Here is a 25,849-nt window from a genome sequence, read left to right as displayed (position 1 = left end):
TGCGAAGATCTCGCGGTGCCTGCGAAGATGTAGCCCATGTCCCGGTACGCCCTGCTCCTCGCGCCCTCCGCCAACCGTGTCTATGCCGATCAGGCTTCGCGCCTCGCTCTGGCTGAGCTGTCTGCCTTCGGGCCGGTGCTCTCATCCGACATTTCCGATACCGGAGTCACTGAGCTCGGCGGAGTGGACTACCTGACCTTCGCCGGAGAGCTGACCGCTCGGGATATTTCGTACTTGTCGAACTTGTCGTCGGCGTATGCGCTGTTCGAGCGGATGGACGAGCTGTTGCGGCCGATCGGGATGACGCCCCTGGCGCGGTACGACAGCGACCTGATCACGATTCCGAAGTACGCCGGGAAGACCAACGAGCAGTTCACCAAGCTCGTGCTCAATCTGACACTGCTCGCTTCCGCCTCGGCCGGGAAGATGCTCGACGGGCACCTCACCGTCCTCGACCCGCTCTGTGGCCGCGGAACGACGCTCAACCAGGCGCTGATGTACGGCTACGACGGCGTCGGGGTGGAGATCGACGGGAAGGACGTCGAGGCGTACAAGCTGTTCCTCCAGACCTGGCTCAAGCGCAAGCGCCTCAAGCACACGGCCGAGCTGGTGCCGGTGCGGCGCCAGGGCAAGCGGGCCGCCCGCCGGCTCGAGGTCACCCTGGCCGCCAGCAAGGACGACCACAAGGCGGGCGCGGTGCAGAAGATCACCGTCCTGCAGGCCGACACCACCCAGCTCGAGGGCCTGCTGCGCGGCGGGGTGGCCGACGTCCTGGTGGCCGACCTGCCGTACGGGGTCGCGCACGGCAGCTACGACGACGAGGGCGGCATCACGCGGCGCCCGCTCGACCTGCTGGAGCGCGCGGTGCCGGGCTGGCTGCCGCTGCTGCGCCCCGGCGCCGCGATCGGCCTGTCCTGGAACACCAAGGTCGCCAAGCGGGAGCTGGCCGAGGACATCCTGCTGGCCAACGGGCTCACCCTGGTCCCCCAGGCGCCCCTGGAGCACCGCGTCGACCAGGGCATCGAGCGCGACGTGCTGATCGCCCGGAAAACCACCTGAAAACTGTCGTACCCCAGCGGTAACCTTCCCGCTGATGTATACGGAGACCGCAGTGTTCGACCTGCTCCTGCCCGGCGACTCCCGCTCGCTCAAGCAGAAGCGTTCCTACGTCCGCCCGATTCTCGCCATGCTGAAGAAATTCGAGGTCAGCGCGGCCGAGGTGGGCATGCACGACCTGCACGGCCGGGCCCAGCTGGGGGTGGCCGTGGTCGCCGCCGAGCCCGCTCAGGCCCGCGCCGTCATCGACACCTGTGAGAACCAGGTGGCTGGCCGCCCCGAGATCGAGTTGCTCTCGGTCAAGCGCCGCCTCTACGGGGAGGACGACTAGTTCGCCCTCCCCGCGGGGTGGGTACTCTTCAGCAGTTGGGCGGGGGTAGGTGAGACCCGCGGGATCACAGTCGGAGGTGGGCGATATGTCGGACCCGGCCAAGACGCGCCGTCATGCGGAGCGCGTGCGGGAGCTGGTGGCATCGCTGGTACGAGAGATCAAAGATCCCCGGCTCGGCATGGTGACCATCACGGACGCGCGGATCACGGGCGATCTGCGCGAGGCGACCGTGTTCTACACGGTGCTCGGCGACCCGACCGAGCAGGCGGCGACCAAGGCCGCGCTGGAGAGTGCCAAGGGCATGCTGCGCACCCGCGTCGGCCACGCCCTGGGGCTGCGGCACTCGCCGAGCCTGGCCTTCAGCCAGGACAACGTGCAGGACCAGGCCAAGGAGATCGACCACCTGCTGGCCGAGGCGCGCCTGCGCGACGAGGAGGTCCAGCGGCTGGCCGCCGGCAAGCAGTACGCCGGCGACCCCGACCCGTACAAGTCCGAGGACGACGAGGACGACGACGAGGTCACCGAGCGGGTGGGCGCCCGCGAGGACCAGGGGTGACGTCCTCACCCAGCGCCCCCGGGGGTCTCGCCCCCGGGGCCGTTCCCCGGCCGGCCGACGGCGCCTTCGGGCCGACGTCGGCTTGGAGCTTCGGCGGGGCCGGCGCCGCGGCCGTGGCGGGCGGTTCCGGCGGGGCGCCGGCGGTGATCGGGGGCGTGGCCGACCTCGAGTGGACGGCCGCCGTGGACGCGATCCGCGCGCTCGCCCCGGACGACGAGGTTCAGCTCATCTGTCACGTGAACCCGGACGGGGACGCGCTCGGCAGCATGCTCGGCTTCGCGTTGGGCCTGCGCCGGCTCGGTCTCACCCGGTTGCGGGCCACCTTCCCGGGTGAGTTCGAGGTGCCGGTTCCGTACCGTGATCTGCCCGGCGGCGACCTGCTGGTGGCCGAGCACGACGCGTACCGCACCCCGGCCTTGATCTTGATCTTTGACGTGGCCGCCGAGTCGCGCCTGGGTGACCTGGTGACCCTGCTGCCCGCGGCGCCGGCGGTGATCGTGCTCGACCACCACGCGTCGAACACGGGCTTCGGCGGCATCAACCTGGTCGCCCCGCGGGCCGCCGCGACCTCGGTGGTGGCCGAGAGCCTGCTGAGCCGGCTCGGGGTGCCGCTCGACGCCGAGATCGCCGAGTGTCTGTACGTGGCGTTGTCGACCGACACCGGCTCCTTCAAGTTCGACCTGACCACGCCCGAGGTGCACGAGCTGGCGGCCCGGCTGATCGCCACCGGCATCCGTCCGGCCGAGATCTCGCGGCGGATCTTCGACACCCGCCCGTTCGGGGCGATGAAGCTCTCCGGCGAGGTGCTGGGCCGGGCCGTTCTGGATGTCGCGGCGGCCGGTGGCCGCGGCCTCGTCTGGACGTACGCCACCAAGGCCGACCTGGAGCGGTACGACCAGAAGCCGTACGTGCTGGAGTCGCTGATCGATCCGGTCCGCAGCGTGGCCGAGGCCGACGTGGCCGTGGTGGTCAAGGAGATGACGGCCGGGGAGTGGGCGGTGTCGCTGCGCTCCAAGGGCGCGGTCGACGTCAGCGCGGTGGCGGTGGCGCTCGGTGGGGGCGGTCATCGCCTGGCCGCCGGGTTCACCGGTCATGGGACGCCCGAGGAGGTCGTCCAGCAAGTCAAGGATCTCCTGGACGCCAATCTCACGGAGTAGTCCGTCTGGTCTGTCGGCCGGTGTCGCTGTGGCGACACCGGCCTTTTTCGTGTCCCGATGCGTGGGAACCGGGCGGCCGCCGGCCTGACTGAACGTTAGTTTGGGTCCTGAACGGTGATTAGGTTCCGCGCGGTCGTGACCACTGCCCGCCGCGAGACCTCGAGCCACCCGGGCCCACCCGCCCGGGCCGCGTCGCCCTCGCCAGACGTCCGGCGATCCCGGACCGGCCCCGCGATGCCGCTCCGTGTCTTAACCCACCGTGGAAGGACCACGATCATGGCTGCCAAGTCGAAGCCCACCGCCGCCGACGAAGCCCGCGAGGCCCTGCGCCGCGCCCTGCAGACGTCGATGGACACTCGTCAGTAAGCACCTGGCTAGGTTGCACTCCTTACGGCCGGGCGGGCATCATGACTTTCCATGAGCCCGCCTGCCCGGTCTGACTCACCCGCCTCGGCCCGGCGGATCGCGGCGCTGGCCCTGCCCGCGCTGGTCGTGCTCGCCGCGGAGCCGCTCTACGTGCTGGTCGACACCGCGGTCGTCGGCCACCTCGGGGCCGTGCCGCTCGCGGCGGTGGCCGTCAGCGGGACGGTCATGTCGGTCGCCGCGTGGTTCGGCGCCCTCATGGCCTACGGCACCACCGGGCGGGCCGCCCGCCGATTCGGGGCGGGGGACCGGGCCGCCGCCGTCGCCGAGGGCGTCCAGGCCTCCTGGCTCGCGCTGGGGCTGAGCGTCCTGCTGATCGTGCTGGCCCAGGCCGGCGCCGGGCCGCTGGTCCACGCGCTGGCCGGCAACGAGGAGACCGCCGACGCGGCCGCCCACTGGCTGCGGATCGCTTCCTTCGGCATCCCGGGGTTGCTGCTCGCCGCGGCCGGCAACGGCTGGATGCGCGGCGTCCAGGACACCCGGCGGCCGCTGTTCTTCGTGCTCGGGGCGAACGTGCTCTCGGCGATCCTCTGCCCGGTGCTGGTCTACCCGGCCGGCTGGGGCCTCAACGGCTCCGCGGTGGCGAACGTGGTGGCCCAGAGCGTCTCCGGTGGGCTCTTCCTGGCCGCGCTCGTCCGGGAGACGCGCGCCCTGCGACCCGTCCCGCGCGTGATCGGGCAGCAGATCGTGCTCGGCCGGGACCTGCTGATCCGGGGCGCCTCGTTCCAGGTCTGCTTCCTGTCGGCCACCGCCGTGGCCAGCCGTTTCGGGGTGGCCGCGGTCGGCGCCCACCAGATCGCGCTGCAGCTCTGGTTCTTCAGCGCGCTCGCCCTCGACGCCGTCGCCATCGCCGCCCAGTCGCTGGTCGGGGCCGCCCTCGGCGCCGGCGACGCGGCCGTGGCCCAGGACATCGCCCGGCGCGTCACGATCGCCGGCGGTCTCGCCGGGGTGGTCTTCGCCGCGCTGGCCGCGGCCGGCGCCGGCGTCATCCCGGGCTGGTTCACGCCCGACCCGGCCGTGCACGACCAGGCGGCGGTGGTCTGGCCCTGGTTCATCGGGCTGATGCCGTTCGCCGGCATCGTCTACGCCCTCGACGGCGTGCTGATCGGGGCCGGCGACGTCCGCTTCCTGCGCAACATCACGCTGGCCGCGACGTTGCTGGGCTTCCTGCCCGCGATCTGGCTCGCCTACTGGCTCGACCTCGGCCTGGGCGGCGTCTGGGCCGGCCTCGCCCTGCTCATCGGCATCCGCTTCGCCGGCACGGTGTGGCGCTGGCGCTCGTCCCGCTGGGCCGTGGTCGGCGCGGAGCTGCGGACGGCCGCGCCCTGACCGTGACCCGCGCCGGAAGCCGAACCGCCGGACCCTAAGGTGGTCGGGTGAGCGCGGACGGACTGATCGTGGTGGACAAGCCGGCGGGGATGACCTCGCACGACGTGGTGGCGCGGATCCGGCGGCTGGCCAAGACCCGGCGCGTGGGACACGGCGGCACGCTCGACCCGATGGCCACCGGCGTGCTGATCGTCGGCGTCAACAAGGCGACGCGGCTGCTCACCTACGTGATCGGGTCGGAGAAGAGCTACTCGGCGACGATCCGGCTCGGGCAGTCGACGATCACCGACGACGCCGAGGGGGAGATCACCGCGACCGCGCCGGCCGGTCACGTGACCGACGAGGCGATCCGCGACGGGCTGGCCAGGCAGCGGGGCGAGATCGACCAGGTGCCCAGCGCCGTGAGCGCCATCAAGATCAACGGTCAGCGGGCCTACAAGCGGGTCCGCGACGGCGAGGCGGTCGAGATCCCGGCCCGGCGGGTGACGATCTCCCGGCTCGACGTGCTCGCCATCCGGCGCGAGGGCGACTTCGTCGACGTGGACGTCGACGTCACCTGCTCCTCGGGCACCTACATCCGCTCGATCGCGCGCGATCTCGGCGCCGGGCTCGAGGTCGGCGGTCATCTCACGGTTCTCCGGCGTACGGCGGTGGGCGGCCTGACCTTGACCGAGGCGCTCACGCTGGAGCAGCTGGCCGAGCGCGAGCCCGACGTGGTGACGCTCCCGATGGCCGAAGCCGCACGTCAGGCGTTTCCGCAGCGTGAGGCCACGGCCGACGAGGCTCGCGTGCTCAGCCACGGCGGTCCGCTGACCCCGGTCGGCCTTACCGGGCCGTATGCCGTCTTCTCGCCGGCCGGCGAGCTCCTGGCCATCGTCTCCGAGCGTGCGGGCCGGGCCCGGGCCGAGATCGTCCTCGCGCCTGCGTGACCCGTCACCTGTGATGTGCCCGGCCCGGGTTCGGGCATCACGCCCGATACGCTGAGAACCGCTAGACGGGCGAACACCGAAGGGGTGCGCGGACATGCAGCGGTGGCGAGGCTTCGAATCGGTGCCGGAGGGCTGGGGCCGGTCGGTCGTCACGATCGGCGTCTTCGACGGTGTGCACCGCGGCCACCAGATGATCATCGGGCATGCGGTGAAGCGGGCCCACGACATGGGGCTGCCGTCGGTGGTGGTGACCTTCGACCCGCATCCGGCCGAGGTGGTGCGGCCCGGTTCGCACCCGGCCGTGCTGACCGAGCCGGCCCGCAAGGCCGAGCTGATCGAGCAGCTGGGCGCCGACGCGCTCTGCGTGGTCCCCTTCACCCCGGAGTTCTCGCAGCTCACGCCCGAGGCGTTTGTGCGTGACGTGCTGGTCGAGTCGCTGCACGCGGCGGCCGTGGTGATCGGCGACAACTTCCGGTTCGGGCACAAGGCGGCCGGCGACGCCGCTTTGCTGGAGCGGCTCGGCGCCTCCTCGGGGTTCACGGTCGAGGACGCCCCCTTGGTCACCGACCATGGGCTGGTCTTCTCCTCGACGTACATCCGGGGTTGTGTCGAGAAGGGTGACGTGCGGGCCGCGGCCGACGCCCTGGGCCGGCCGCATCAGGTCACCGGCGTGGTGGTCCGGGGTGATCAGCGCGGGCGCGAGCTCGGCTTCCCGACGGCCAACCTGGCGACGCACCGCTACGCGGCCATCCCGGCCGACGGCGTCTACGCGGCGTACTTCCTGCGGCAGGACGGCAAGCCGATGCCGGCCAGCGTCTCGGTCGGCACCAACCCGACCTTCGAGGGCACCGAGCGCCGGGTCGAGGCGTACGTGCTGGACTTCGACGGTGATCTCTACGGCGAGCTGGTCAGCATCGATTTCGTCGCCCACCTGCGCGGACAGGTCACCTACACGGCGATCGAGCCCTTGATCGATCAGATCCGGGCCGACGTGGAACAGACCCGAGTGTTGCTTCGGTGACTGCCTGGTAGGGTTGAGGCGCGGCTGGCTTATCCAGCCAACGGTTCCGCGTGCCTGCCCGACGCCGCGGGTGCGGATCCCGAGATCACCGGCAACACAGAAGTTCGGAGAACATGGCGCTCGATCAAGAGACCAAGAACAAGATCATCGACGAGTACAAGGCGCAGGACGGCGACACCGGATCCCCCGAGGTCCAGGTCGCGATGCTGACCAAGCGGATCGCCGACCTCACCGAGCACCTCAAGGTACACAAGCACGACCACCACAGCCGTCGTGGTCTGCTGCTGCTGGTCGGCCGTCGCCGCCGCCTGCTCAACTACGTTCAGAAGAAGGACATCGCGCGCTACCGGACGCTCATCGAGCGTCTCGGCCTGCGCCGCTGATCTGACGGGGGAGTGGCCACCGGGCCGCTCCCCCGTACCGCACAACCCACGGACCCGCGCGGTACGCAGGCAAGCCACCGGTCCTCGGTAGTGGTTCCCAGGCATCATTCCTGGGCACTTCGATCGAAGACCGGCAGCCTGAAATCAACCGCGCTGTGTAGACCGCCGGGTCCTCGACGAAGGAGTACCGCACCACATGACAGAGCAGAACAACGCTCTAGGCACCGAATCTCGCACCGCCGTCATCGACAACGGGTCTTTCGGCACCCGCGAGGTGATCTTCTCCACCGGCCGGCTGGCCAAGCAGGCCGCCGGCTCGGTCATCGTCCAGCTGGGCGACACCACCGTCCTCTCCGCGACCACGGCCAGCAAGCAGCCGAAGGAGCACTTCGACTTCTTCCCGCTGACCGTCGACGTCGAGGAGCGGATGTACGCCGCGGGCCGCATCCCCGGCTCGTTCTTCCGCCGCGAGGGCCGGCCCAGCGAGGACGCGATCCTCACCTGCCGCCTGATCGACCGCCCGCTGCGCCCGTCGTTCACCAAGGGCCTGCGCAACGAGGTCCAGGTCGTCGAGACCGTTCTCGCGCTCGACCCGTCGCACCCGTACGACGTGGTCGCCATGAACGGCGCCTCGCTGTCGACCAAGCTCTCCGGCCTGCCCTTCAGCGGCCCGATCGGCTCGACCCGGGTCGCGCACATCGACGGCCAGTGGGTCGCCTTCCCGACCATCGAGGAGCTCGAGCGGGCCACCTTCGACATGGTGGTCGCCGGGCGCGTCCTGGCCGACGGCGATGTCGCCATCATGATGGTCGAGGCCGAGGCCACGCCGAACGCGGTCAAGCTGATCGCCGGTGGCGCCACCGCCCCGACCGAGGAGGTCGTGGCCAGCGGCCTCGAGGCGGCCAAGCCGGCCATCCGCGAGCTCTGCCGCGCGCAGAGCGAGCTGGCCGAGATCGCCTCCAAGCCGGCCGTGGAGTTCCCGGTCTTCCTGGACTACCAGGACGACGTCTACACCGCGGTGACCGAGGCCGTCCGCGAGGAGACCGCCGAGGCCCTCAAGATCGCGGCCAAGCAGGAGCGCGAGGAGGCCCTCGACCTGGTCAAGGCCAAGGCGCACGAGCTGCTCGACGAGCGCTTCGAGGGTCGCGAGAAGGAGATCAGCGCGGCCTTCCGCTCGGTCACCAAGTCCGAGGTGCGCCAGCGCGTCCTGCGCGACCAGGTCCGCATCGACGGCCGCGGCCCGCGGGACATCCGCCCGCTCTCGGCCCAGGTCGGCGTGCTGCCCCGGGTCCACGGCTCGGCGCTGTTCGAGCGCGGCGAGACCCAGATCCTCGGCGTCAGCACCCTGAACATGCTGCGCATGGAGCAGGCGCTCGACACCCTGGCGCCGGAGAAGTCCAAGCGCTACATGCACAACTACAACTTCCCGCCCTACTCGACCGGTGAGACCGGCCGGGTGGGCTCGCCGAAGCGCCGCGAGATCGGCCACGGCGCGCTGGCCGAGCGGGCCCTCGTGCCCGTGCTGCCCACGCGCGAGGAGTTCCCGTACGCGATCCGCCAGGTCTCCGAGGCCCTCGGCTCCAACGGCTCGACCTCGATGGGCTCGGTCTGCGCCTCGACGCTGTCGCTGCTCAGCGCCGGTGTGCCGCTGAAGGCGCCGGTGGCCGGCATCGCCATGGGCCTGATCTCGGACGAGGTCGACGGCAAGACGCAGTACGTCGCGCTGACCGACATCCTGGGCGCCGAGGACGCGTTCGGTGACATGGACTTCAAGGTCGCCGGTACGAGTGAGTTCGTGACCGCCCTGCAGCTGGACACCAAGCTCGACGGCATCCCGTCGGACGTGCTGGCCGGGGCTCTGCAGCAGGCCCACGAGGCCCGCGCCACGATCCTCGGGGTCATGGAGCAGGCGATCAACGCCCCGGCCGAGATGTCGGAGTACGCGCCGCGGGTCACCTCGGTGAAGATCCCGGTCGACAAGATCGGCATGGTCATCGGCCCCAAGGGCCAGACGATCAACGCGATCCAGGACGAGACCGGCGCCGACATCTCGATCGAGGACGACGGCACGATCTACGTCGGCGCCACCAACGGCCCGTCGGCCGAGGCGGCGGTCGAGCGGATCAACGCGATCGCCAACCCGACGCTGCCCAAGGTCGGCGACAAGTTCCTCGGCACGGTGGTGAAGACGGCCGCGTTCGGCGCGTTCATCTCGCTGCTGCCCGGCCGCGACGGCCTGCTGCACATCTCCAAGGTGGGCGACGGCAAGCGCGTCGAGAAGGTCGAGGACTTCCTCAACGTCGGCGACAAGGTCGAGGTGTCCATCGCTGACATCGACGCCCGCGGCAAGATCTACCTCGACAAGGTCCGCCCCGAGGGCGAGGCGGCCCCCGCGGCCGCTCCCGCCGCGTCCGGTGGCGAGGGCCGTCCGGCCCGCGAGCCCCGTGGCGACCGCAGCGGCGACCGTGGCGAGGGTGGCGGCGAGCCCCGTCGTCGCCGTCAGCGGTCCAGCAGCGAGCGTTCCGGTGGTGAGCGCTCGGGTGGCGAGCGCTCCGGTGGCGGCGAGCCCCGCGAGTAATCACCAGTGACATCGAGCAACAACCGCGGGCCGGCCGGAAGGCCGGCCCGCGTCCCATCCGACCACCCCGCCGCCGCCCTAAAACGGATGAAAACCTCTACTAAGACCCTGCAGGACGGCGTAAAACGGACCGTCCTGCCGAGTGGTCTGCGCATCGTCACGGAAGCCATCCCCACGACCCGGAGCGCCTCGCTGGGCATCTGGGTCGGGATCGGCTCCCGGGACGAGACGCCGGGCATGTCCGGCGCCTCCCACTTCCTCGAGCACCTGCTGTTCAAGGGCACCCACAAGCGGACGGCGCTGGAGATCTCGGCCGAGATCGAGGCGGTCGGCGGGGAGACCAACGCCTTCACCACGAAGGAGTACACGTGCTACTACGCACGGGTGCTCGACGCCGACCTGGCGCTCGCGGTGGACGTGATGTGCGACGCGGTGGCCGACTCGATCATCGCGCCGCCCGACGTGGAGACCGAGCGCGGCGTCATCCTCGAAGAGATCGCCATGCACGAGGACGAGCCCGGTGACGAGGTGCACGACGTCTTCACCGAGGCGATCTTCGGCTCGCACCCGCTGGGCCGGCTGATCTCGGGGACCGAGGAATCGATCACCCCGATGACCCGGAACCAGATCAACAGCTTCTACAAGCGGCGCTACACGGCGCCGAACATCGTGATCGCGGCCGCGGGCAACCTCGACCACGCCACGGTCGTCCGGCTCGTGCGCAAGGCCGTGGCCGGCACGGCCCTGGACAGCGGCTTCGCCGAGCCCGCACCCCCGCGTACGGGCTCGAAGCGCGTGCCCACCCAGCGTCCACACGTCGTGGTCCGCAACCGGGACACCGAGCAGGCCCACGTGGTGGTGGGCGGCGTCGGCATCGGCCGGCGCGACGAGCGCCGCTTCGCCCTGGGCGTGCTCAACAACATCCTCGGCGGCGGCATGTCGAGCCGGCTGTTCCAGGAGATCCGCGAGAAGCGCGGCCTCGCCTACTCGGTCTACTCGTACGCCAGCCAGTACGCCGACGCCGGCCTGTTCGGCGTCTACGCCGGCTGCGCCCCCGGGAAGATTGACGAGGTCCTCGACCTGACCCGGGCCGAGCTCGACCGGGTGGCGGCCAAGGGCGTCACCGACGAGGAGATCGCCCGGGGCAAGGGCATGGTCAAGGGCTCGTACGTGCTCGGCCTGGAGGACACCGGCTCGCGGATGAGCCGGGTGGCCAAGTCGGAGCTGCTCTACGGCGATCTGATGTCGGTCGACGAGCTGCTCGGGCGGGTCGACGCGGTCACCGCCGACGAGGTCAACGCGATCGCGGCCGACCTGCTGGCTCAATCGATGTCGCTGGCCGTCGTGGGACCGTTCGACGAGGCCGCTTTCACGCCTCGTTAACCTTGGACCCCGTGACGACGCTGGAGACACCGAGAGCCGAGCCGCCGACGCCCGAGATCACCCCGGGTGACCGGCGCCGCCGGATCATCGGCATGGTGGTCTGGGCGGTGGCCTTCGTGGTGTTCGTGTCGCTGGTCGGCGTGCCGACCAGCGACCCGCTCACCGCGTTCGGCTGGCTCTGGCTGGCCACCATCGCCTGGCGCAACTACCGGCCGTGGCGCGAGCACCTGCTGTTCCTGCGCGACTGGCTGCCGGTGGTGCTGCTGCTCGTCTTCTACAACGTCTCCCGCGGCTCGGCCGACAAGCTCTTCGACCCGCACGTCCACTTCATGATCGACGCGGACGAGGACCTGTTCGGCTGGCTGACCGGCGGCCACATCCCGACCGTCTGGCTCCAGGAGCACCTCTACGACCGCCTCCACGTGCCCTGGTGGGAGGTGGTGACCACGCTGGTCTACATCTCGCACTTCCTGGCCGTGCCGACGGTCGCGGTGGTCCTCTGGGTGCGCAGCCGCCGGCTCTCGTACCGCTTCATGCGCCGCTGGATCTTCCTGAGCATGGCCGGCCTGATCACGTACTTCCTCTACCCGGCGGCCCCGCCCTGGTGGGCCTCGCAGTACGGCTACCTCCCCGACCACGTCGAGCGCTTCTCCTCGCGCGGCCTGGACGTGCTGGGCCTGCACGGCGCCGGCAACACCCTCAACGCGCTGCAGGTGGAGCAGTCCAACCCGGTCGCGGCCATGCCGTCGCTGCACACCGCGTACGCGATGCTGGCCGTCGCCTTCTTCCTGCCGATGGTGCGCAAGCGGTGGTGGCCGCTGCTGCTGGCCTACCCGCTGGCGATGACCTTCACGCTGGTCTACACCGGCGAGCACTACGTGATCGACGTGCTGGTCGGCTGGCTCTACGTCGCCATGACCTTCGTGGTCGTGGGCCTGGCGGAACGATGGTGGAGCAACCGGGCTAAGTTGTCGCAGTGACTGATCCGATCCGCGTAGCCGTTCTCGGGGCCAGGGGCCGCATGGGTTCCGAGGCGGTCAAGGCCGTGGAAGCGGCCGGCGACCTCGAGCTGGTGGCCGCCCTCGGCCGCGGCGACTCCCTCGAGCAGGCCGCGACCGCCCACGTGATCGTCGACCTGACCAACCCCGGCGCGGTGATGGGCAACCTGGAGTGGGCCATCTCGCGCGGCATCAGCGCGGTCGTCGGCACCAGCGGCTTCACCGAGCAGCGGCACGCGGCCCTGCGCGACCAGCTCGCCGCCCAGCCCGAGGCGGGCGTGCTGATCGCCCCCAACTTCGGCATCGGCGCCGTCCTGATGATGCAGTTCGCGGCCAAGGCGGCCCGCTACTTCGACTCGGCCGAGATCATCGAGCAGCACCACCCCCGCAAGCTGGACGCCCCCAGCGGCACCGCCACCCACACGGCCCAGCTGATCGCCGCGGCCCGGTCCGAGGCCGGTCTCGGCCCGATGCCGGACGCGACGAAGGAGGAGGTCGCGGGCGCCCGCGGCGCCGACCTGGACGGGGTCCGGGTCCACGCGATCCGCGCGGCCGGGCTGGTGGCCCATCAGGAGGTCCTTTTCGGCAGCCTGGGCGAGACCCTGACCATCCGCCACGACTCCCTCGACCGGGTGTCCTTCATGCCCGGCGTGCTCCTGGGCATCCGCAAGGTCCGCACCCGCCCGGGCCTGACGATCGGCCTAGACAGCTTCCTCGACTGAGAGACCCGCGGGCAGGCCGGTCAGCTCGCCGTCGACGAAGTCGACCGGGTGGCCGGCGATCCGCAGGCCGCGCACGTCGGGGGCGCCCGGCATCGGCCGCACCCGGACCACGCCGTGAGGGACGTCGGGGGACAGGCCCAGCGACGCCTGCAGGATGAGGACGGCGGAGGCGGCTGACCAGGCTTGCGGGTGACAGCTGGCCGGGTACGGCACCGGGCGGCTCAGGGCGGAACGGTCGTCACCCCCGTACAGCTCGGGCAGCCGGAAGCCGAAGGCCTCCGCGGCCGTCAGCAAGCCGTCGATGAGCTGGGCCGATTCGGTGGCGAAGCCGCCGGAGGCGAGACCGGCGGCGACGATGGCGGTGTCGTGGGCCCAGATCGAGCCGCAGTGGTACGACAACGGCGCGAACCCGCGGTCGGCGGACGACATGGTGCGCAGGCCGTAACCGCCGGACATGTCGGAAGACGCCAACGCGGCGGCGATCCGGCGTTCCTCGTCGGCGTTGAGCAGCCCGGTGCCCAGCAGATGACCGATGTTGCTGGTCAGGGAGTCGACCGGGCGTTTGTCGCGGTCGAGGGCCAGCGCGGGGTAGCGGCCGCCGTCGACCCAGAACGCCGCGCGGAACCGCTCCGACAGCCGCTCGGCGTAGGAGATCCACCGATCGGACGGCCGGCCGAAGGACGACAGCAGCGCGGCGCCGTCGAGGGCGGCCTTGTACGCGTAACCCTGCACCTCGGCCAGGGCGATCGGCGCCTCCGCGAGGCGGCCGTCGTGGAAGCGTACGGCGTCGTGGGAGTCCTTCCAGCCCTGGTTGGCCAGGCCGCGGCCGGTGGCGTCGATGTACTCGAGGAAGCCGTCGCCGTCGGGGTCGGCGTGGTCGGCGAGCCATCCCAGGGCGGCCTCGAGCCGGGGCAGGAGCTCGGCGATCTCGGCGGCCGGGTGGCCCCAGCGCCACGCGTCGTGCAGCAGGCTGATCCAGAGCGGGGTGGCGTCGATCGTGCCGTAGTACGCCGCCGGCAGCGAGCCCGCGGTGTCGGCCCGCCGCAGCTCGTGCATGATCTTGCCAGGGGCCTCACCGGTGGCGGGGTCGAGGCGGACGCCCTGCCGGCGGCCGAGCACCCGTAGCGTGCCCATCGCCAGGTCGGTGCCGAGCGGCAGCATCATCCGGGCCGCCCACAGGCTGTCGCGGCCGAAAAGCGTCAGGTACCACGGGACGCCGGCGCCGAGGAACGTGTCGCCGTCGTCGTCCGGGGTGGTCAACCGGAGGGCTGCCAGATCGTCGAGCGATCGGGTGACGAGGCGCGCCAGCCGGCTGTCGTGGGCACGGGCCACCGGCCGGGCGAAGTCGCCGCGTGGGCCCGGCAGCATCACCGCACCGGGATCGTCCACCGTGGCCGACCAGCGCAGGATGACGCTCTGCCCCGGCGCCAGGCTGACCTTGCAGTCGAGATCGCCGCCGACTCGAACCGACAGATCGGACGCCGCCACGGCGCCGATCTCGCCTGACTTGACCATTTCGATCGGTGCCAGGTCGCTCTCCACCTCGATCGTCACGGTCGTCGTGACCGGGACGGAAGCCGTCGACGAAATATGGATCTCCTCCGACAGGACGCCCGGGCGGACCCGGCGGAGACGATCGACGCGGACGGTCGGATCCGGGCCGGGATCACCGAGCCACCGGGCCAGCGACACGAACCGCGTCCCGCCGTCGACGGTGGACCAGCCGATCGGGGTCGGCTCGCGGCCGTCGAGCCGGAGGAGCGCCAGCGACACGATCCGCCGGTCGGCGTGGAAGACGCCCTGCACGCCGGAGGCCCGAATCTGCCCGTCCGGCCCGGAGAGCGCCGAGGTGGGAGCGGCCAGCGTCGGGACCAGGTCGTGCAGAAGGGGCTGGAGGGCCACGCGATCTCCCGGGGGTTGACATTCATGCGGGCGAACCACGAAGCTCGAAACAATCCCGCAACTTGAACGATCCAATCCTGCCGTACGCGAATTTGATCGTTCAAGTCCTAGGAAGGCAATTTATCGGTGGAAAAGGTAACGATCGCTACGGTGGCCCGGCACGCCGGCGTCTCCCGTCAGACCGTGTCCAACGTGCTCAACACGCCGGACGTGGTGCGGGAGGAGACCCGCGAGCGGGTCCGCGAGGCGATCGCCGAGCTCGGCTACCGGGTCAACCAGGCCGCCCGCCAGATGCGCACCGGCCGGTCGCGGCTGATCGCCGTGCGCATCGAGCCGGCCAACGACGGGATCAACGGCTCGGTGCTCGACCGCTTCCTGCACGGCCTGACCGACGCCGCCGAGAGCGCGGGCTACCGCGTGATGCTCTACACCGCCGGCGACGACGCCGCCGAGATCGCCACCTACGAGGAGCTGCTCAGCTCGTACGACCTGGACGCCTTCGTCCTGACCAGCACCCACCACGGCGACCCGCGGACGGACTGGCTGGCCACGCGCGACCTGCCGTTCGTGACCTTCGGCCGGCCCTGGGGCGCCCCCGACACCCACTCCTGGGTCGACGTCGACAACGCCGCCGGGACCGCCGCCGCCACCGCCCACCTGATCGAGCGGGGCCATACGAAGATCGGCTTCCTCGGCTGGCCCGCCGGCTCCGGTGTCGGTGACGCCCGCCGCGACGGCTGGGCCTCGTTGACCGACGGGCCCTCGGCCGCGGTCGAGGACGGTGTCGACACCGGCGCCGCGGCCGCCCACGAGTTGATCACCGCCGGGCCGACCGCCCTGGTCTGCGCGAGCGACTCCCTCGCCCTGGGCGCGCTGCAAGCAGCGCGGGAACTCGGTCAGGACACCGCGGTGATCGGCTTCGACGACACCGCGGTGGCCCGCGCGATCGGCCTGACCAGCGTCAGCCAGCCCCTGGCCCAGGCCGCCGGCCGCTGCATGGACCTGCTGCGCGAGCTGCTCGACGGCCGCGCCCCCTCGACGCCCACCCAAGTCCTGCTCCCGCCGTCCCTGGTGCTCCGCCAGACGGCTTGAACCCCCGAACGAAAAGACCCCCGAGAAGAGAAGACCCCCTGAGGAGAAAGCGATGACCAGCCGAAAACTGCTCGCCGCGGTCCTCGCCGGGTCGCTCGCCGCGATGAGCGCCTGCGGCAGCGGCTTCGACGACAAATCGACCACCTCCCAGCAGAGCGCCGGACCGGCCGACCTGCAGATCATGATCGCCTCGTCCGGTGACGCCGAGACCAAGGCCGTACAGGCGGCGGCGGCCAAGTGGGCCACCGGCAGCGGCAACAAGGCCACCATCGTCCCGGCCCAGGACATCGTCCAGCAGCTGGGGCAGGGGCTGGCCGGGAGCAACCCGCCGGACGTGTTCTACGTCGACGCGGCCCGGTTCGCCGATTACGCGAGCGTGGGCGCCCTGGAGCCGTACGCCCAGGGCCTGTCCGATTCTCAGGCCTTCCTGCCGAACCTCCGGCAGAGCTTCACCTACGAGGGCAAGCTCTACTGCCTGCCCAAGGACACCTCGACGCTGGCCCTGCAGATCAACACCGGTCTGTGGCAGAAGGCCGGCCTGACCGACGCCGACATCCCCACCACCTGGGACCAGCTGCGCACCACGGCCCAGAAGATCAAGGCGAAGGGCATCACGCCGCTGGCGGTCGGCGACACCCGGGACCGGCTCGGCGCCTTCCTCGTGCAGGGCGGCGGCTGGTGGGTCAGCCCCGACGGCAAGCAGGCCACGGCCGACACCCCGCAGAACGAGCAGGCACTGACGTACGTCCAGGGCCTTCTGAAGGACGGCCTGGCCAAGTACCCGAAGGCGCTCGACGCGGGCTGGGCCGGCGAGGCGTTCGGCCAGGGCAAGGTCGCCATGACCATCGAGGGCAACTGGATCAAGGGGGCGCTCAGCGCCGACTTCCCGGCCATCAAGTACACGGTCAAGGAGCTGCCGGCCGGCCCCAAGGGCAAGGGCACGCTGTCGTTCACCCAGTGCTGGGGCGTCGCCGCCAAGAGCAAGTTCAAGCAGCAGGCGGTCGCCTTCGTGCAGGCCATGACCACGGCCGACGAGCAGCTGAGTTTTGCCAAGGCGTTCGGCGTGATGCCCTCGCGGCAGGACGCGCAGGCCACCTACCAGCAGCAGTACCCGGACGACGCGGCCTTCGTGGCCGGCGCCCAGTACGCCCAGGGGCCGGTGAACGCCCCCAAGATGGACAGCGTCCTGGCCGACCTCGACGCCGGTCTGCAGGGTCTGCAGAACGGCAACCCGAAGGCGGTCCTGCAGCGCTTCGACAAGAACGCCAAGACGGCCCTGGGCGGCTGATCGTGGCTCGTGGCATCCGGGGCAACGAGCGGGCCGCGGGCTGGCTCTTCGTCGCCCCGGTGGTGATCATCCTCGGGCTGTTCATGCTGTTGCCGATCCTGATGGCCCTGTGGGTCAGCCTCACCCGCTGGAACGGCCAGGGCAGCCCGTTCACCGGCGACGTGCCGTTCGCCGGCGCCGGCAACTACACGCGGTTGTTCACCGACGAGGGCCTCACCCGCCAGGACTTCATGACCAGCATCCGCAACAACGCGTACTACGTGTTCTTCGTGGTGCCGATCCAGACCGTGCTCGCGCTCGGGCTGGCCGTGGTGGTCAACAAGCGCAAGGCGTTCTTCCGGTCCGCGTTCTACTTCCCGTCGGTCACCAGCTCGGTCGCGATCAGCGTGGTCTTCCTGTTCATGTTCGCCAACAGCGGGGCGATCAACGCGATCCTGGGCGTCTTCGGGATCAGCGGCCCGCAGTGGTTCTCCGACCCGCGCGGCCTGATCCACCTGTTCCTCGACTGGATCGGGCTGGTCGACGTCAACGCGCCGCCGTCGGTGCTGACCGGCCACGGCTTGTTCGGCCTGAGCTGGTGGGAGTGGACCGCCGGGCCCAGCGTGGCCATGTGCGCGATCATCTCGCTGGTCGTCTGGACCACCTCGGGCACCTTCATGCTGATGTATTTGGCCGCCCTGCAGAACGTGCCGGTCCAGCTCGAGGAGGCCGGGATGATCGACGGCGCCTCCCGCTGGCAGCGGTTCCGGCACATCACCCTGCCGTCCCTGCGGCCGACGACGTTTCTGGTGGTCACGCTCGGGCTGATCGGCACCTGGCAGGTCTTCGACCAGATCTACGTGATGAGCCAGGGCAACCCCGCCAAGACCACCCTGACCCCGGCCTACCTCTCCTACCGGACGGCGTTCCGCGACTTCGACTACGGCTCGGGCGCCGCCATCTCGTTCGTCCTGTTCCTGATCATCGTGCTGCTGACGCTGCTGCAGCGCCGCCTCACCCGGGAGCGCGCATGAGGCGTCTGAGCCGCTACCTCGGCACGACCATCCTGGCCTTCGTGGCGGTCGTCTTCCTCTACCCGTTCGTCATCCAGATCGCCAACTCCTTCAAGACCGAGGCCGACGCGGCGGCCAACCCCCTCTCGCCGGTCCCGTCACCCTTCACCACAGATTCGGTCGTACGGATCTTCGAAGGCACCGGCTTCCCCACCTGGCTCGGCAACTCGGTCCTGGTGGCCGTGGTCGTGACGCTGTCCCGGGTGCTGCTCGGCTCGATGGCCGGCTACGCCCTGTCGCGTCTGCAGTTCCGCGGTCGCAAGTTCCTCTTCGCCCTGCTCCTGGCCCTGATGGCCGTGCCCCCGGTCGTGCTGCTCATCCCCAAGTTCCTGGTCCTCAACCAGCTCGGGATGTACGACAGTTACGCCGCCCTGATCGTCCCGCTGATGGCCGACGCGGCCGGCGTCTTCATCATGAAACAGTTCTTCGACTCGGTGCCGGTCAGCGTCGAGGAGGCCGCCCGCGTGGACGGCGCCGGCGTCTTCCGCACCTTCTGGTCGGTGGTGCTGCCGATGGCCCGGCCCGCGCTGATCGCCGTCACCATCCTGATGTTCACCGGCGTCTGGAACGAATTCCCGCACACCCTCGTCGCCGTGCAGGACCCGGGCCTGTTCACCCTGCCCCGCGGCCTGGCCGACCTGGTCAGCGGCTCCCTCGGCGCCGGCACCCAGTACCCCCTCAAGCTGGGCGCCGCCCTGCTCGCCACCATCCCCGTCGCCGTCATCTTCATCGTCTTCCAGCGCTACTTCGTCCGAGACGCCACCGAGGGAGCGGACAAGGGGTAGTAGTTTGTGCCCCTGTGAACGAGCTAACTGTGCGGGGGCGGCGGCTTCGGGTGGTCGCCACCCTGGTCGTGGGGGCGCTGCTTCTCGCCGGCACCTTTTGGGGTGTGGACGATGACTTCCCGTTCGGGCCGTTTCGGATGTACTCGACGGCGCCGGATCCGAACGGGGACGCCAAGGACACGCGGGTCGAGGGGGTCGACGAGGCCGGGCGCACGGTGGCGATCACCGAGGGCAACAGCGGCATCCGGCGGGCCGAGATCGAGGGGCAACAGCAGGCGTACGAGTCGGAGCCCGGCCGCCTGAGCCAGATCGCCGACGCCTACGCGGCCCATTCGCCGGGGGCGGCGCCACTGCGTACGGTCAAGATCGTGATCCGCTGGCACGGGATCGAGCACGCCCGGCCGACCGGTGACTACCGCGACGAGGTCGTCGCCGAATGGACGCGCCCGTGAAGTGGCTCTTCTCGCCGGTGCCGCTGGGCCGGGTCGCCGCCTTCCGCACGGTCGTCTACGTCTTCGTGGCGCTCGACCTCACCGTTTTCACGCCGTGGGTGCGCTCGCACGCCAACACTCCGGGCGATCTTTATCAGCCGCTGCTCGTCGGCCGTCTGCTGCACCTGCCGACTCCCGGACCGGTGCTGGTCTGGACCGTCTTCTGGGCGCTGCTCGTCCTGTCTTTGGCCGCCGCCACCGGGCGCGCGCCGCGGGCGCTGGGCTGGGCGGTCTTCGCGCTCTACTTCGAGTGGATGATCATCGCGATGAGCTACGGCAAGGTCGACCACGACCGGGTCGGCCTGCTCGTGGCGCTGGCCGTGCTGCCCACCGTGGGCCGGGCCCGGCACGGCGACCTTTCGTTGTCGGCCAAGGCAGGCTGGGCGCTGCGGGTCACTCAGATCGCCGTGATCTGCACGTACTTCCTGGCCGCCCTGGCCAAGCTGCGCTTCGGGGGCATCGACTGGCTGACCAGCGCCGTCCTGGCCCAGGCGATCATCCGGCGCGGCACCTGGCTGGCCGACCACATCGCGGTCGTGCCCGGCCTGCTGATCGCCGCCCAGTTCGGCATCATCCTGTTCGAGCTGCTGAGCCCGCTGATCTTCGTGATCCCGCAGAAGTGGCGGGGCTGGGGCGTCGCCTTCTTCTACTCGTTCCACGTCATGACGTTCTCGATGATCACCATCTCGTTCGCCCCCCACCTGGCCGCCATGGCCAGTTTCCTGCCGCTGGAGAGGGTCCGCCCGATCGAGTGGGTGCGCCGCCGCTCGCCGCGCCCGGCGGCAGTGCCGGAAAGCACCTGAGCGCCCGGCCCGGCGAAGCGTCGAGCCGGGCGCGCCGAGTCGGTCAGGCCACGGGCAGCGAGAAGATCGAGTGGCAGGACAGCCCGGCAGCCGCGGCAGAGAGGGTGACCACCCCGTCAGCGTGGCGCGTCGAAGCGGGTGCTCACCGTGATTGCGTACCTTCGCCGTAAAGAAGGTCCCGCTGGGCCTGAGGTAGCGAGCAAGCCGCGGTCCCGCCGGGCAGAAGATGCCGGTGACCGGCGACCCATCGGTAGGCCGGCCAGGCCGCCGACCGCACCGGGCCGATCTGCAAGGCGCCGCCGGCGAGGTGCCAGAGGCGGCCGGCGTCGCGGAGCATGAGGGCGATGGCGTCGGGGCCGGAGGCGCGCTCCCCGTGGGGGCCGACCCACTGGACGGCCTCCTCGCACTCCTCGGTGGTGAGGCCGAGCGCGTCCAGGTCGGCGAACTGCCACGGGATCACCCGGGCGTGGGTGGGGATGCGGCGCTCGATGAACTCGGCGCAGCTGGTGCAGAAGGAGCAGTCGCCGTCGTAGACGAAGGTGGCGGTCACCTTTCTATTCTTCCGCGACGGCGACGTGCAGACGCACCTGGGGGACGAGCATGTCGTCCACGTCGAGGGCGCGGCCGGCCCCGTCGGGCTCCCAGCCGGCCGAGGTCAGGAACTTCCGCATCGCCTGGTCCTGCTCGTAGGCCCAGGCCACGGCCCGGTCGAAGCTCTCCTCCCGCCAGTGGGCGACAGCCGCGCTGAGCAGGCGGCTGCCGTGGCCGCGGCGGCCCCACCTCGGCTCGACCAGCAGGTCGGTGACGGCGGCCACCGACGAGGGCAGGGGCGGCTCCTCGGGGGCGAGGGCCTGCTCGTCGGCCGGCCCGATGGCGGCGAAACCGACCACCGAGTTGGCCGTCTCGCTCTGCTCGACGGCGATCAGCACGTGATGCCGGGCCGACGGGGGCTCCTCGACGGCCGCCGCCCAACCCCGGGTCAGGTAGTCGAGGTCCAGGTTGGCCAGCACATGGGCCGGGAACATCCGCCGGTACGCGGAGCGCCACGTGGTCAGCTGGACCCGGGCGATCTCAGGGGCGTCCTCGGGACGAGCGGGACGGACGAAGCCGATTGCCATGCCGGGCAGCCTACCGAGGCGGATTTTTGTCACACCCGTCGTCTACCGTTCGCGGCGTGGCAGTTCCCGAGACTCTCTCCGTGGCGCAGGCCCGGCGCATCACGCTGGCCGCGCAGGGCTTCACCGATCCCCGGCCCGGCGGCGCCACCGACATGCGTCATCTGCGCCGCGTGCTGCGCCGGGTCCATCTGATCCAGATGGATTCGGTGAACGTGTTGCAGCGGGCCCATTTCATGCCGCTCTACAGCCGTCTGGGCCCCTATCCGGTGGAGCTGCTGGAGCGGGCCGCCTACCGCAAACCGCGTGAGCTCTTCGAGTTCTGGGGCCACGAGGCCTCGCTGATCACCGCCGACCTGCAGCCGCTGTTCCGCTGGCGCATGGAGGGCGCCGCCGATTACGCGTGGGGCGGCATGGTCCGCATCGCCCGGGAGCAGCCCGAGCTGATCGCGAAGGTGCTCGAGATCGTGCGCGAGCGCGGGCCGATCACTGCGGCCCAGATCGAGCACGACGAGCCGAGACGCACCGACCACTGGGGATGGAACTGGTCGTCGGTCAAGCAGGCGCTGGAGTGGCTCTTCTACACCGGCCAGGTCACCGCCTCGGAGCGGACGACCTCGTTCGCCCGGCGCTACGACCTGCCCGAGCGGGTGCTGCCCCCTGCGGTGCTCAACACCCCGACCCCGCACCCGCAGGACGCGTTCCGGGCCCTCGTCGAGCTGTCGGCCCGGGCCATCGGGGTCGCCGCCGAGCCCGAGCTGCGGGATTACTTCCGCCTGCCGGTCGACGGCTTCAAGCGGGCCGTGGCCGAGCTGATCGAGGACAAGGTCCTGCTCCCCGTGCAGGTCAAGGGCTGGAGGCAGCCGACCTATCTCCATCATGAGGCCAAGCTGCCGCGCCGGGTCGCGGCGGCCACGCTGATCAGCCCGTTCGACCCGCTGGTGTGGGAGCGCAACCGCACGGAGCGGCTGTTCGGCATGAACTACCGGATCGAGATCTACGTCCCGGCCGCCCAGCGGCTGTACGGCTACTACGTGCTGCCGTTCCTGCTGGGCGATCAGCTCGCGGCCCGGGTCGACCTCAAGGCCGACCGCAAGACGGGTGAGCTGCTCGTCCCGGCGGCCTGGCTCGAGCCCGGGGCCGAGCCGGAGGAGACGGCCGTCGCCCTCGCCGCCGAGCTGCACCGGCTGGCCGGCTGGCTGGGTCTTTCGCGCGTCGCGGCGCCGGAGCGGGGCGACTTCGCGGGCCCGCTGGCGGTTGCCCTCGAAGGTGTACCGTCGCTGCCATGAGCACCCTGGAGGATCAGCCGGTGCAGGGCCCACCGGTTCCGCCGGAGTGGCTCGCCTATTACGCCCAGCCCAAGCAGGACCGGGTCACCCGCTTCGTGCAGCGGGTGTGGACCAGGTCGCCGGTCTGGGCCGCCCCGGTCGCCCTGCTGGCCTGCATGGGGGGCGCCGTGGGGTACACGCTGGCCGCCCACCCGGCCGACGCCGCCGCCGGTGAGCCGCCGACCTGCCTGCTCAAATACACGACCGGCTTCGTCTGCCCGGGCTGCGGCGGCACCCGCGCCGCTTGGTACCTGCTGCACGGCGACCTGCCGGCCGCCGCCCGCCACCACGCGATCTTCACCTTCGCCGTGCCCTTCCTCATCTACATGTATGTGGCCTGGGCCGGGAAGAGGCTGTTCAACTGGAAGCTGCCGCAGCTCACGCTGAGCCCGGCCGTCTTGATCACTTTTGTCGCGGTGTGGGCCGTCTGGAGCGTGCTGCGCAACCTGCCCTGGGCCCCGTTCACCGCGCTCTACGTCTGAGCGGGCCGTCCGATAGGTTAGGTGTATGACGCACGACCCGCGACCCTTCGGACGGCTGCTGACCGCCATGGTCACCCCGTTCGCCCCGGACGGCTCCCTCGACGTCGAGGGCGCGGCGAAACTGGCCGGCTACCTCGTCGACGAGCAGCACAACGACGCCCTGGTCGTCAGCGGCACCACCGGTGAGTCCCCGACGACCACCGACGCCGAGAAGGAGACGCTGCTGCGCGCCGTCGTCGACGCGGTCGGCGACCGGGCCCGCGTGGTGGCCGGGGTGGGCACCAACAACACGGCCCACACGATCGAGCTGGCCCGCGCCGCCGAGAAAGCGGGCGCCCACGGCCTGCTGGTCGTCACGCCGTACTACAACAAGCCCCCGCAGGCCGGCGTCGCCCGGCACTTCCTGACCGTGGCCGACGCGGTCGGCCTGCCGGTGATGGTCTACGACATCCCGCACCGGGCCGGCACGGCCATCGCCACCGAGACGATGTGCCGCATCGCCGAGCACGACCGGATCGTGGCGGTCAAGGACGCCAAGGGCGATCTGACCGCTTCGTCCGAAGTGCTGAGCCGCACCGGCCTGGCGTACTACTCCGGCGACGACGCCGCGACGCTGCCGCTGCTCGCGATCGGCGGGGTGGGCCTGGTCGGCACGTCCACCCACTTCACCGGCGTCCTGGCCAAAGACATGATCGAGGCGTTCGAGCGGGGTGACAATGCCGCCGCTCTGGCCCTGCACCGCCGGGCGATGCCACTGTTCACCGGCATCTTCCGGGCCCCGGGGACCATGCTGGTCAAAGCGGGCCTGACGGCGCAGGGCCGCCCGGCCGGTCCGGTCCGCTCGCCGCTGGTCGACGCGAGCGCCGAGGAGCTGGCCCAGTTGCGTACGGATGCCGCCGCTGCCGGCATCGACCTGTAGAAGCCTGTAGAAGAGAGATAGATACAAGCGAATGAGTCAAGCGCACGAGGAGCTGGACACGCCCCCGCCGCTGCCGGAGGGCGCCCTGCGCGTCATCCCGCTCGGCGGGCTCGGCGCGATCGGCCGCAACATGACGGTCCTCGAGTTCGACGGCAAGCTGCTGGTCATCGACTGCGGCGTGCTCTTCCCCGACGTGGAGCAGCCGGGCGTCGACCTCATCCTGCCCGACTTCACGCCGATCCTGGACCGGCTCGACGACGTCCAGGCGATCGTGCTGACCCACGGCCACGAGGATCACATCGGCGCCGTGCCCTACCTGCTGGCTCACAAGGCGGACATCCCGCTCGTCGGCTCGGAGTTCACGCTGGCCCTGGTCGAGGCCAAGCTGGCCGAGCGCCGCCTGGACCCGTACACGCTGACCGTGCGCGAGGGCCAGACCGAGCGGCTCGGGCCGTTCGACTGCGAGTTCTTCGCGGTCAACCACTCCATCCCCGACGCGCTGGCCGTGGCCGTGCGCACCCCGGCCGGGCTGATCCTGCACACCGGCGACTTCAAGATGGACCAGGTGCCGCTCGACGGCCGCATCACCGATCTGGCCGGCTTCGCCCGCCTCGGGGCCGAGGGCGTCGACCTGCTGCTCTCCGACTCGACCAACGCCGAGGTGCCCGGCTTCGTGGCCCCCGAGCGCGACATCGGCCCGGTGCTCAGCGCCATCTTCGGCAAGGCCAAGGGCCGGATCATCGTGGCCAGCTTCGCCTCCCACGTGCACCGGGTCCAGCAGGTCATGGACGCCGCCTGGGAGTACGAGCGCAAGGTCGCCCTGATCGGCCGCTCCATGGTCCGCAACATGGGCATCGCCCGTGACCTCGGGCTGCTGCACATCCCGGACGGCCTGCTGGTCAGCCTGGACGAGGCGACCCACCTGCCCGCCGACGAGATCGTCTTCATGTCGACCGGGTCGCAGGGCGAGCCGATGAGCGCCCTCGGCCGCATGTCGACCGGCGACCACCGGCACATCACGATCGCCCCCGGCGACACCGTGGTGCTGGCCAGCTCGCTGGTGCCGGGCAACGAGACCTCGGTCTACCGGGTGATCAACCAGCTGTCCCGGGCCGGCGCCACCGTCGTGCACAAGGAGACGGCCAAGGTGCACGTCTCCGGCCACGCCCCGGCCGGCGAGCTGCGCTACCTGCTCAACGTGGTGCGCCCGAGCAACCTCATGCCGGTGCACGGGGAGTGGCGCCACCTGCGCGCGCACGCCCAGCTCGGCGTCGAGACCGGCGTGGCGCCGGACCGGGTCGTGCTCTGCGAGGACGGCGACGTCGTCGACCTCGTCGAGGGCCACGCCCGGCACGTGGGCCGGGTCAAGAACAGGTACGTGTACGTGGACGGCCTCGCGGTCGGCGACGTCAGCGAGTCGCTGCTGACCGAGCGGCGCATCCTGGGCGACGGCGGCTTCATCTCGGCCACCGTGGTGATCGACTCGGTGACCGGCAAGGTCGTCGGCGAGCCGAACATCTCGGCCAAGGGCTTCTCCGAGGACCCGGAGGCGTTCAGCCCGGTCATCCCGTTGCTGACCGCGGCCCTGCACCGCTCGGCCGAGGACGGCATCACCGACACCCACCAGTTGCAGCAGGTCGTGCGGCGCACGGTGGGCCGGTGGGTCAACGACGCGTACCGTCGCCGGCCGATGATCGTGCCGACGGTCGTCGAAGTCTGAGACGTT

General features: G+C 70.8%; 25 protein-coding genes. 22 read left to right on the top strand and 3 right to left on the bottom strand.

Translation table 11 applies throughout. The features are described 5' to 3' along the window. The first annotated feature begins 36 nt into the window (after positions 1-36). From AB0J66_RS14050 to dapB, 12 genes are all read left to right on the top strand, one after another. The gene (locus AB0J66_RS14050) at positions 37-1,059 is read left to right on the top strand and encodes an SAM-dependent methyltransferase (RefSeq protein WP_364659705.1); all 1,023 of its coding nucleotides are present in this window, start codon (positions 37-39) and stop codon (positions 1,057-1,059) included. A gap of 34 nt (positions 1,060-1,093) precedes the next feature. Further along, a complete protein-coding gene (locus AB0J66_RS14045; protein ID WP_364659704.1) occupies positions 1,094-1,387 on the top strand; it encodes a DUF503 domain-containing protein in 294 nt (97 codons plus the stop codon). Between the two features lie 85 nt (positions 1,388-1,472). Further along, positions 1,473-1,943, top strand: a complete 471-nt coding sequence (rbfA, locus tag AB0J66_RS14040) for a 30S ribosome-binding factor RbfA (RefSeq protein ID WP_364659702.1) — start codon at positions 1,473-1,475, stop codon at positions 1,941-1,943. A 146-nt stretch (positions 1,944-2,089) separates the two neighbouring features. Then, a complete protein-coding gene (locus tag AB0J66_RS14035) occupies positions 2,090-3,100 on the top strand; it encodes a bifunctional oligoribonuclease/PAP phosphatase NrnA (RefSeq protein WP_364660243.1) in 1,011 nt (336 codons plus the stop codon). Positions 3,101-3,517: 417 nt separating this feature from the next. Next, on the top strand, positions 3,518-4,852 hold the full coding sequence (locus AB0J66_RS14030) for an MATE family efflux transporter (protein ID WP_364659700.1): 1,335 nt from the start codon (positions 3,518-3,520) through the stop codon (positions 4,850-4,852). A gap of 47 nt (positions 4,853-4,899) precedes the next feature. Then, positions 4,900-5,781, top strand: a complete 882-nt coding sequence (gene truB / locus AB0J66_RS14025) for a tRNA pseudouridine(55) synthase TruB (protein ID WP_364659698.1) — start codon at positions 4,900-4,902, stop codon at positions 5,779-5,781. A gap of 94 nt (positions 5,782-5,875) precedes the next feature. Further along, a complete protein-coding gene (locus AB0J66_RS14020; RefSeq protein WP_364659696.1) occupies positions 5,876-6,802 on the top strand; it encodes a bifunctional riboflavin kinase/FAD synthetase in 927 nt (308 codons plus the stop codon). Positions 6,803-6,915: 113 nt separating this feature from the next. Then, positions 6,916-7,185, top strand: coding sequence for a 30S ribosomal protein S15 (rpsO, locus tag AB0J66_RS14015; protein WP_203724260.1), 270 nt, complete (start codon positions 6,916-6,918; stop codon positions 7,183-7,185). Positions 7,186-7,381: 196 nt separating this feature from the next. Continuing rightward, on the top strand, positions 7,382-9,763 hold the full coding sequence (locus AB0J66_RS14010; protein ID WP_364659694.1) for a polyribonucleotide nucleotidyltransferase: 2,382 nt from the start codon (positions 7,382-7,384) through the stop codon (positions 9,761-9,763). Positions 9,764-9,850: 87 nt separating this feature from the next. Continuing rightward, the gene (locus tag AB0J66_RS14005; protein WP_364659692.1) at positions 9,851-11,146 is read left to right on the top strand and encodes a pitrilysin family protein; all 1,296 of its coding nucleotides are present in this window, start codon (positions 9,851-9,853) and stop codon (positions 11,144-11,146) included. A 92-nt stretch (positions 11,147-11,238) separates the two neighbouring features. Further along, on the top strand, positions 11,239-12,126 hold the full coding sequence (locus AB0J66_RS14000; RefSeq protein WP_364660241.1) for a phosphatase PAP2 family protein: 888 nt from the start codon (positions 11,239-11,241) through the stop codon (positions 12,124-12,126). Next, the gene (gene dapB / locus AB0J66_RS13995; protein WP_364659691.1) at positions 12,123-12,866 is read left to right on the top strand and encodes a 4-hydroxy-tetrahydrodipicolinate reductase; all 744 of its coding nucleotides are present in this window, start codon (positions 12,123-12,125) and stop codon (positions 12,864-12,866) included. The genes AB0J66_RS14000 and dapB overlap by 4 nt, the downstream gene beginning before the upstream one ends. Here dapB and AB0J66_RS13990 read toward each other — a convergent pair. Further along, positions 12,846-14,768 (bottom strand): glycogen debranching N-terminal domain-containing protein, encoded by a 1,923-nt coding sequence (locus AB0J66_RS13990; protein ID WP_364659689.1) that lies wholly within the window; start codon positions 14,766-14,768, stop codon positions 12,846-12,848. The two genes, dapB and AB0J66_RS13990, sit on opposite strands and share 21 nt — an antisense overlap. Before the next feature lie 126 nt (positions 14,769-14,894). Between AB0J66_RS13990 and AB0J66_RS13985 the strand changes: the two genes are divergently transcribed. Genes AB0J66_RS13985 through AB0J66_RS13960 form a run of 6 tightly spaced genes read left to right on the top strand, consistent with a single transcriptional unit; the run spans position 14,895 to position 20,279 of the window. Further along, complete coding sequence (locus tag AB0J66_RS13985) at positions 14,895-15,860, top strand: substrate-binding domain-containing protein (protein ID WP_364659687.1); 966 nt, start codon at positions 14,895-14,897, stop codon at positions 15,858-15,860. Positions 15,861-15,912: 52 nt separating this feature from the next. After that, positions 15,913-17,148, top strand: coding sequence for an extracellular solute-binding protein (locus AB0J66_RS13980; protein ID WP_364659685.1), 1,236 nt, complete (start codon positions 15,913-15,915; stop codon positions 17,146-17,148). Between the two features lie 2 nt (positions 17,149-17,150). Further along, positions 17,151-18,161 carry a sugar ABC transporter permease gene (locus AB0J66_RS13975; protein WP_364659683.1) on the top strand — a complete coding sequence of 337 codons (1,011 nt, stop codon included), beginning with the start codon at positions 17,151-17,153 and terminating at the stop codon, positions 18,159-18,161. After that, a complete protein-coding gene (locus AB0J66_RS13970; protein ID WP_364659681.1) occupies positions 18,158-18,985 on the top strand; it encodes a carbohydrate ABC transporter permease in 828 nt (275 codons plus the stop codon). Before AB0J66_RS13975 ends, AB0J66_RS13970 begins: the two co-directional genes overlap by 4 nt. A gap of 14 nt (positions 18,986-18,999) precedes the next feature. Beyond that, positions 19,000-19,437 carry a hypothetical protein gene (locus tag AB0J66_RS13965; RefSeq protein ID WP_364659679.1) on the top strand — a complete coding sequence of 146 codons (438 nt, stop codon included), beginning with the start codon at positions 19,000-19,002 and terminating at the stop codon, positions 19,435-19,437. After that, positions 19,422-20,279, top strand: coding sequence for an MFS transporter permease (locus AB0J66_RS13960; RefSeq protein ID WP_364659678.1), 858 nt, complete (start codon positions 19,422-19,424; stop codon positions 20,277-20,279). Before AB0J66_RS13965 ends, AB0J66_RS13960 begins: the two co-directional genes overlap by 16 nt. A gap of 142 nt (positions 20,280-20,421) precedes the next feature. On the opposite strand, the gene AB0J66_RS13955 is transcribed toward AB0J66_RS13960, so the two are convergent. After that, positions 20,422-20,829, bottom strand: coding sequence for a DUF393 domain-containing protein (locus tag AB0J66_RS13955; RefSeq protein WP_364659676.1), 408 nt, complete (start codon positions 20,827-20,829; stop codon positions 20,422-20,424). 4 nt (positions 20,830-20,833) lie between these two features. Then, positions 20,834-21,397, bottom strand: coding sequence for a GNAT family N-acetyltransferase (locus tag AB0J66_RS13950; RefSeq protein WP_364659674.1), 564 nt, complete (start codon positions 21,395-21,397; stop codon positions 20,834-20,836). A 56-nt stretch (positions 21,398-21,453) separates the two neighbouring features. Here AB0J66_RS13950 and AB0J66_RS13945 point away from each other — a divergent pair, with 56 nt between their 5' ends. From AB0J66_RS13945 to AB0J66_RS13930, 4 genes are read left to right on the top strand one after another with little or no spacing between them, the layout of a single operon-like run. After that, a complete protein-coding gene (locus tag AB0J66_RS13945) occupies positions 21,454-22,683 on the top strand; it encodes a crosslink repair DNA glycosylase YcaQ family protein (RefSeq protein WP_364659672.1) in 1,230 nt (409 codons plus the stop codon). Then, complete coding sequence (locus AB0J66_RS13940) at positions 22,680-23,204, top strand: DUF2752 domain-containing protein (protein WP_364659670.1); 525 nt, start codon at positions 22,680-22,682, stop codon at positions 23,202-23,204. Before AB0J66_RS13945 ends, AB0J66_RS13940 begins: the two co-directional genes overlap by 4 nt. A 25-nt stretch (positions 23,205-23,229) precedes the next feature. Beyond that, on the top strand, positions 23,230-24,123 hold the full coding sequence (dapA, locus tag AB0J66_RS13935) for a 4-hydroxy-tetrahydrodipicolinate synthase (protein ID WP_364659668.1): 894 nt from the start codon (positions 23,230-23,232) through the stop codon (positions 24,121-24,123). A gap of 31 nt (positions 24,124-24,154) precedes the next feature. Then, on the top strand, positions 24,155-25,843 hold the full coding sequence (locus AB0J66_RS13930; RefSeq protein ID WP_364659666.1) for a ribonuclease J: 1,689 nt from the start codon (positions 24,155-24,157) through the stop codon (positions 25,841-25,843). The last annotated feature ends 6 nt before the right edge of the window (positions 25,844-25,849 follow it).

It is taken from the genome of Actinoplanes sp. NPDC049598 (genome assembly GCF_040675435.1).
In the GTDB taxonomy this organism is placed as follows: Bacteria; Actinomycetota; Actinomycetes; order Mycobacteriales; family Micromonosporaceae; genus Actinoplanes.
Note: the sequence above shows the minus strand (reverse complement) of the source record. Positions and strands in the feature narration are given on the sequence as shown.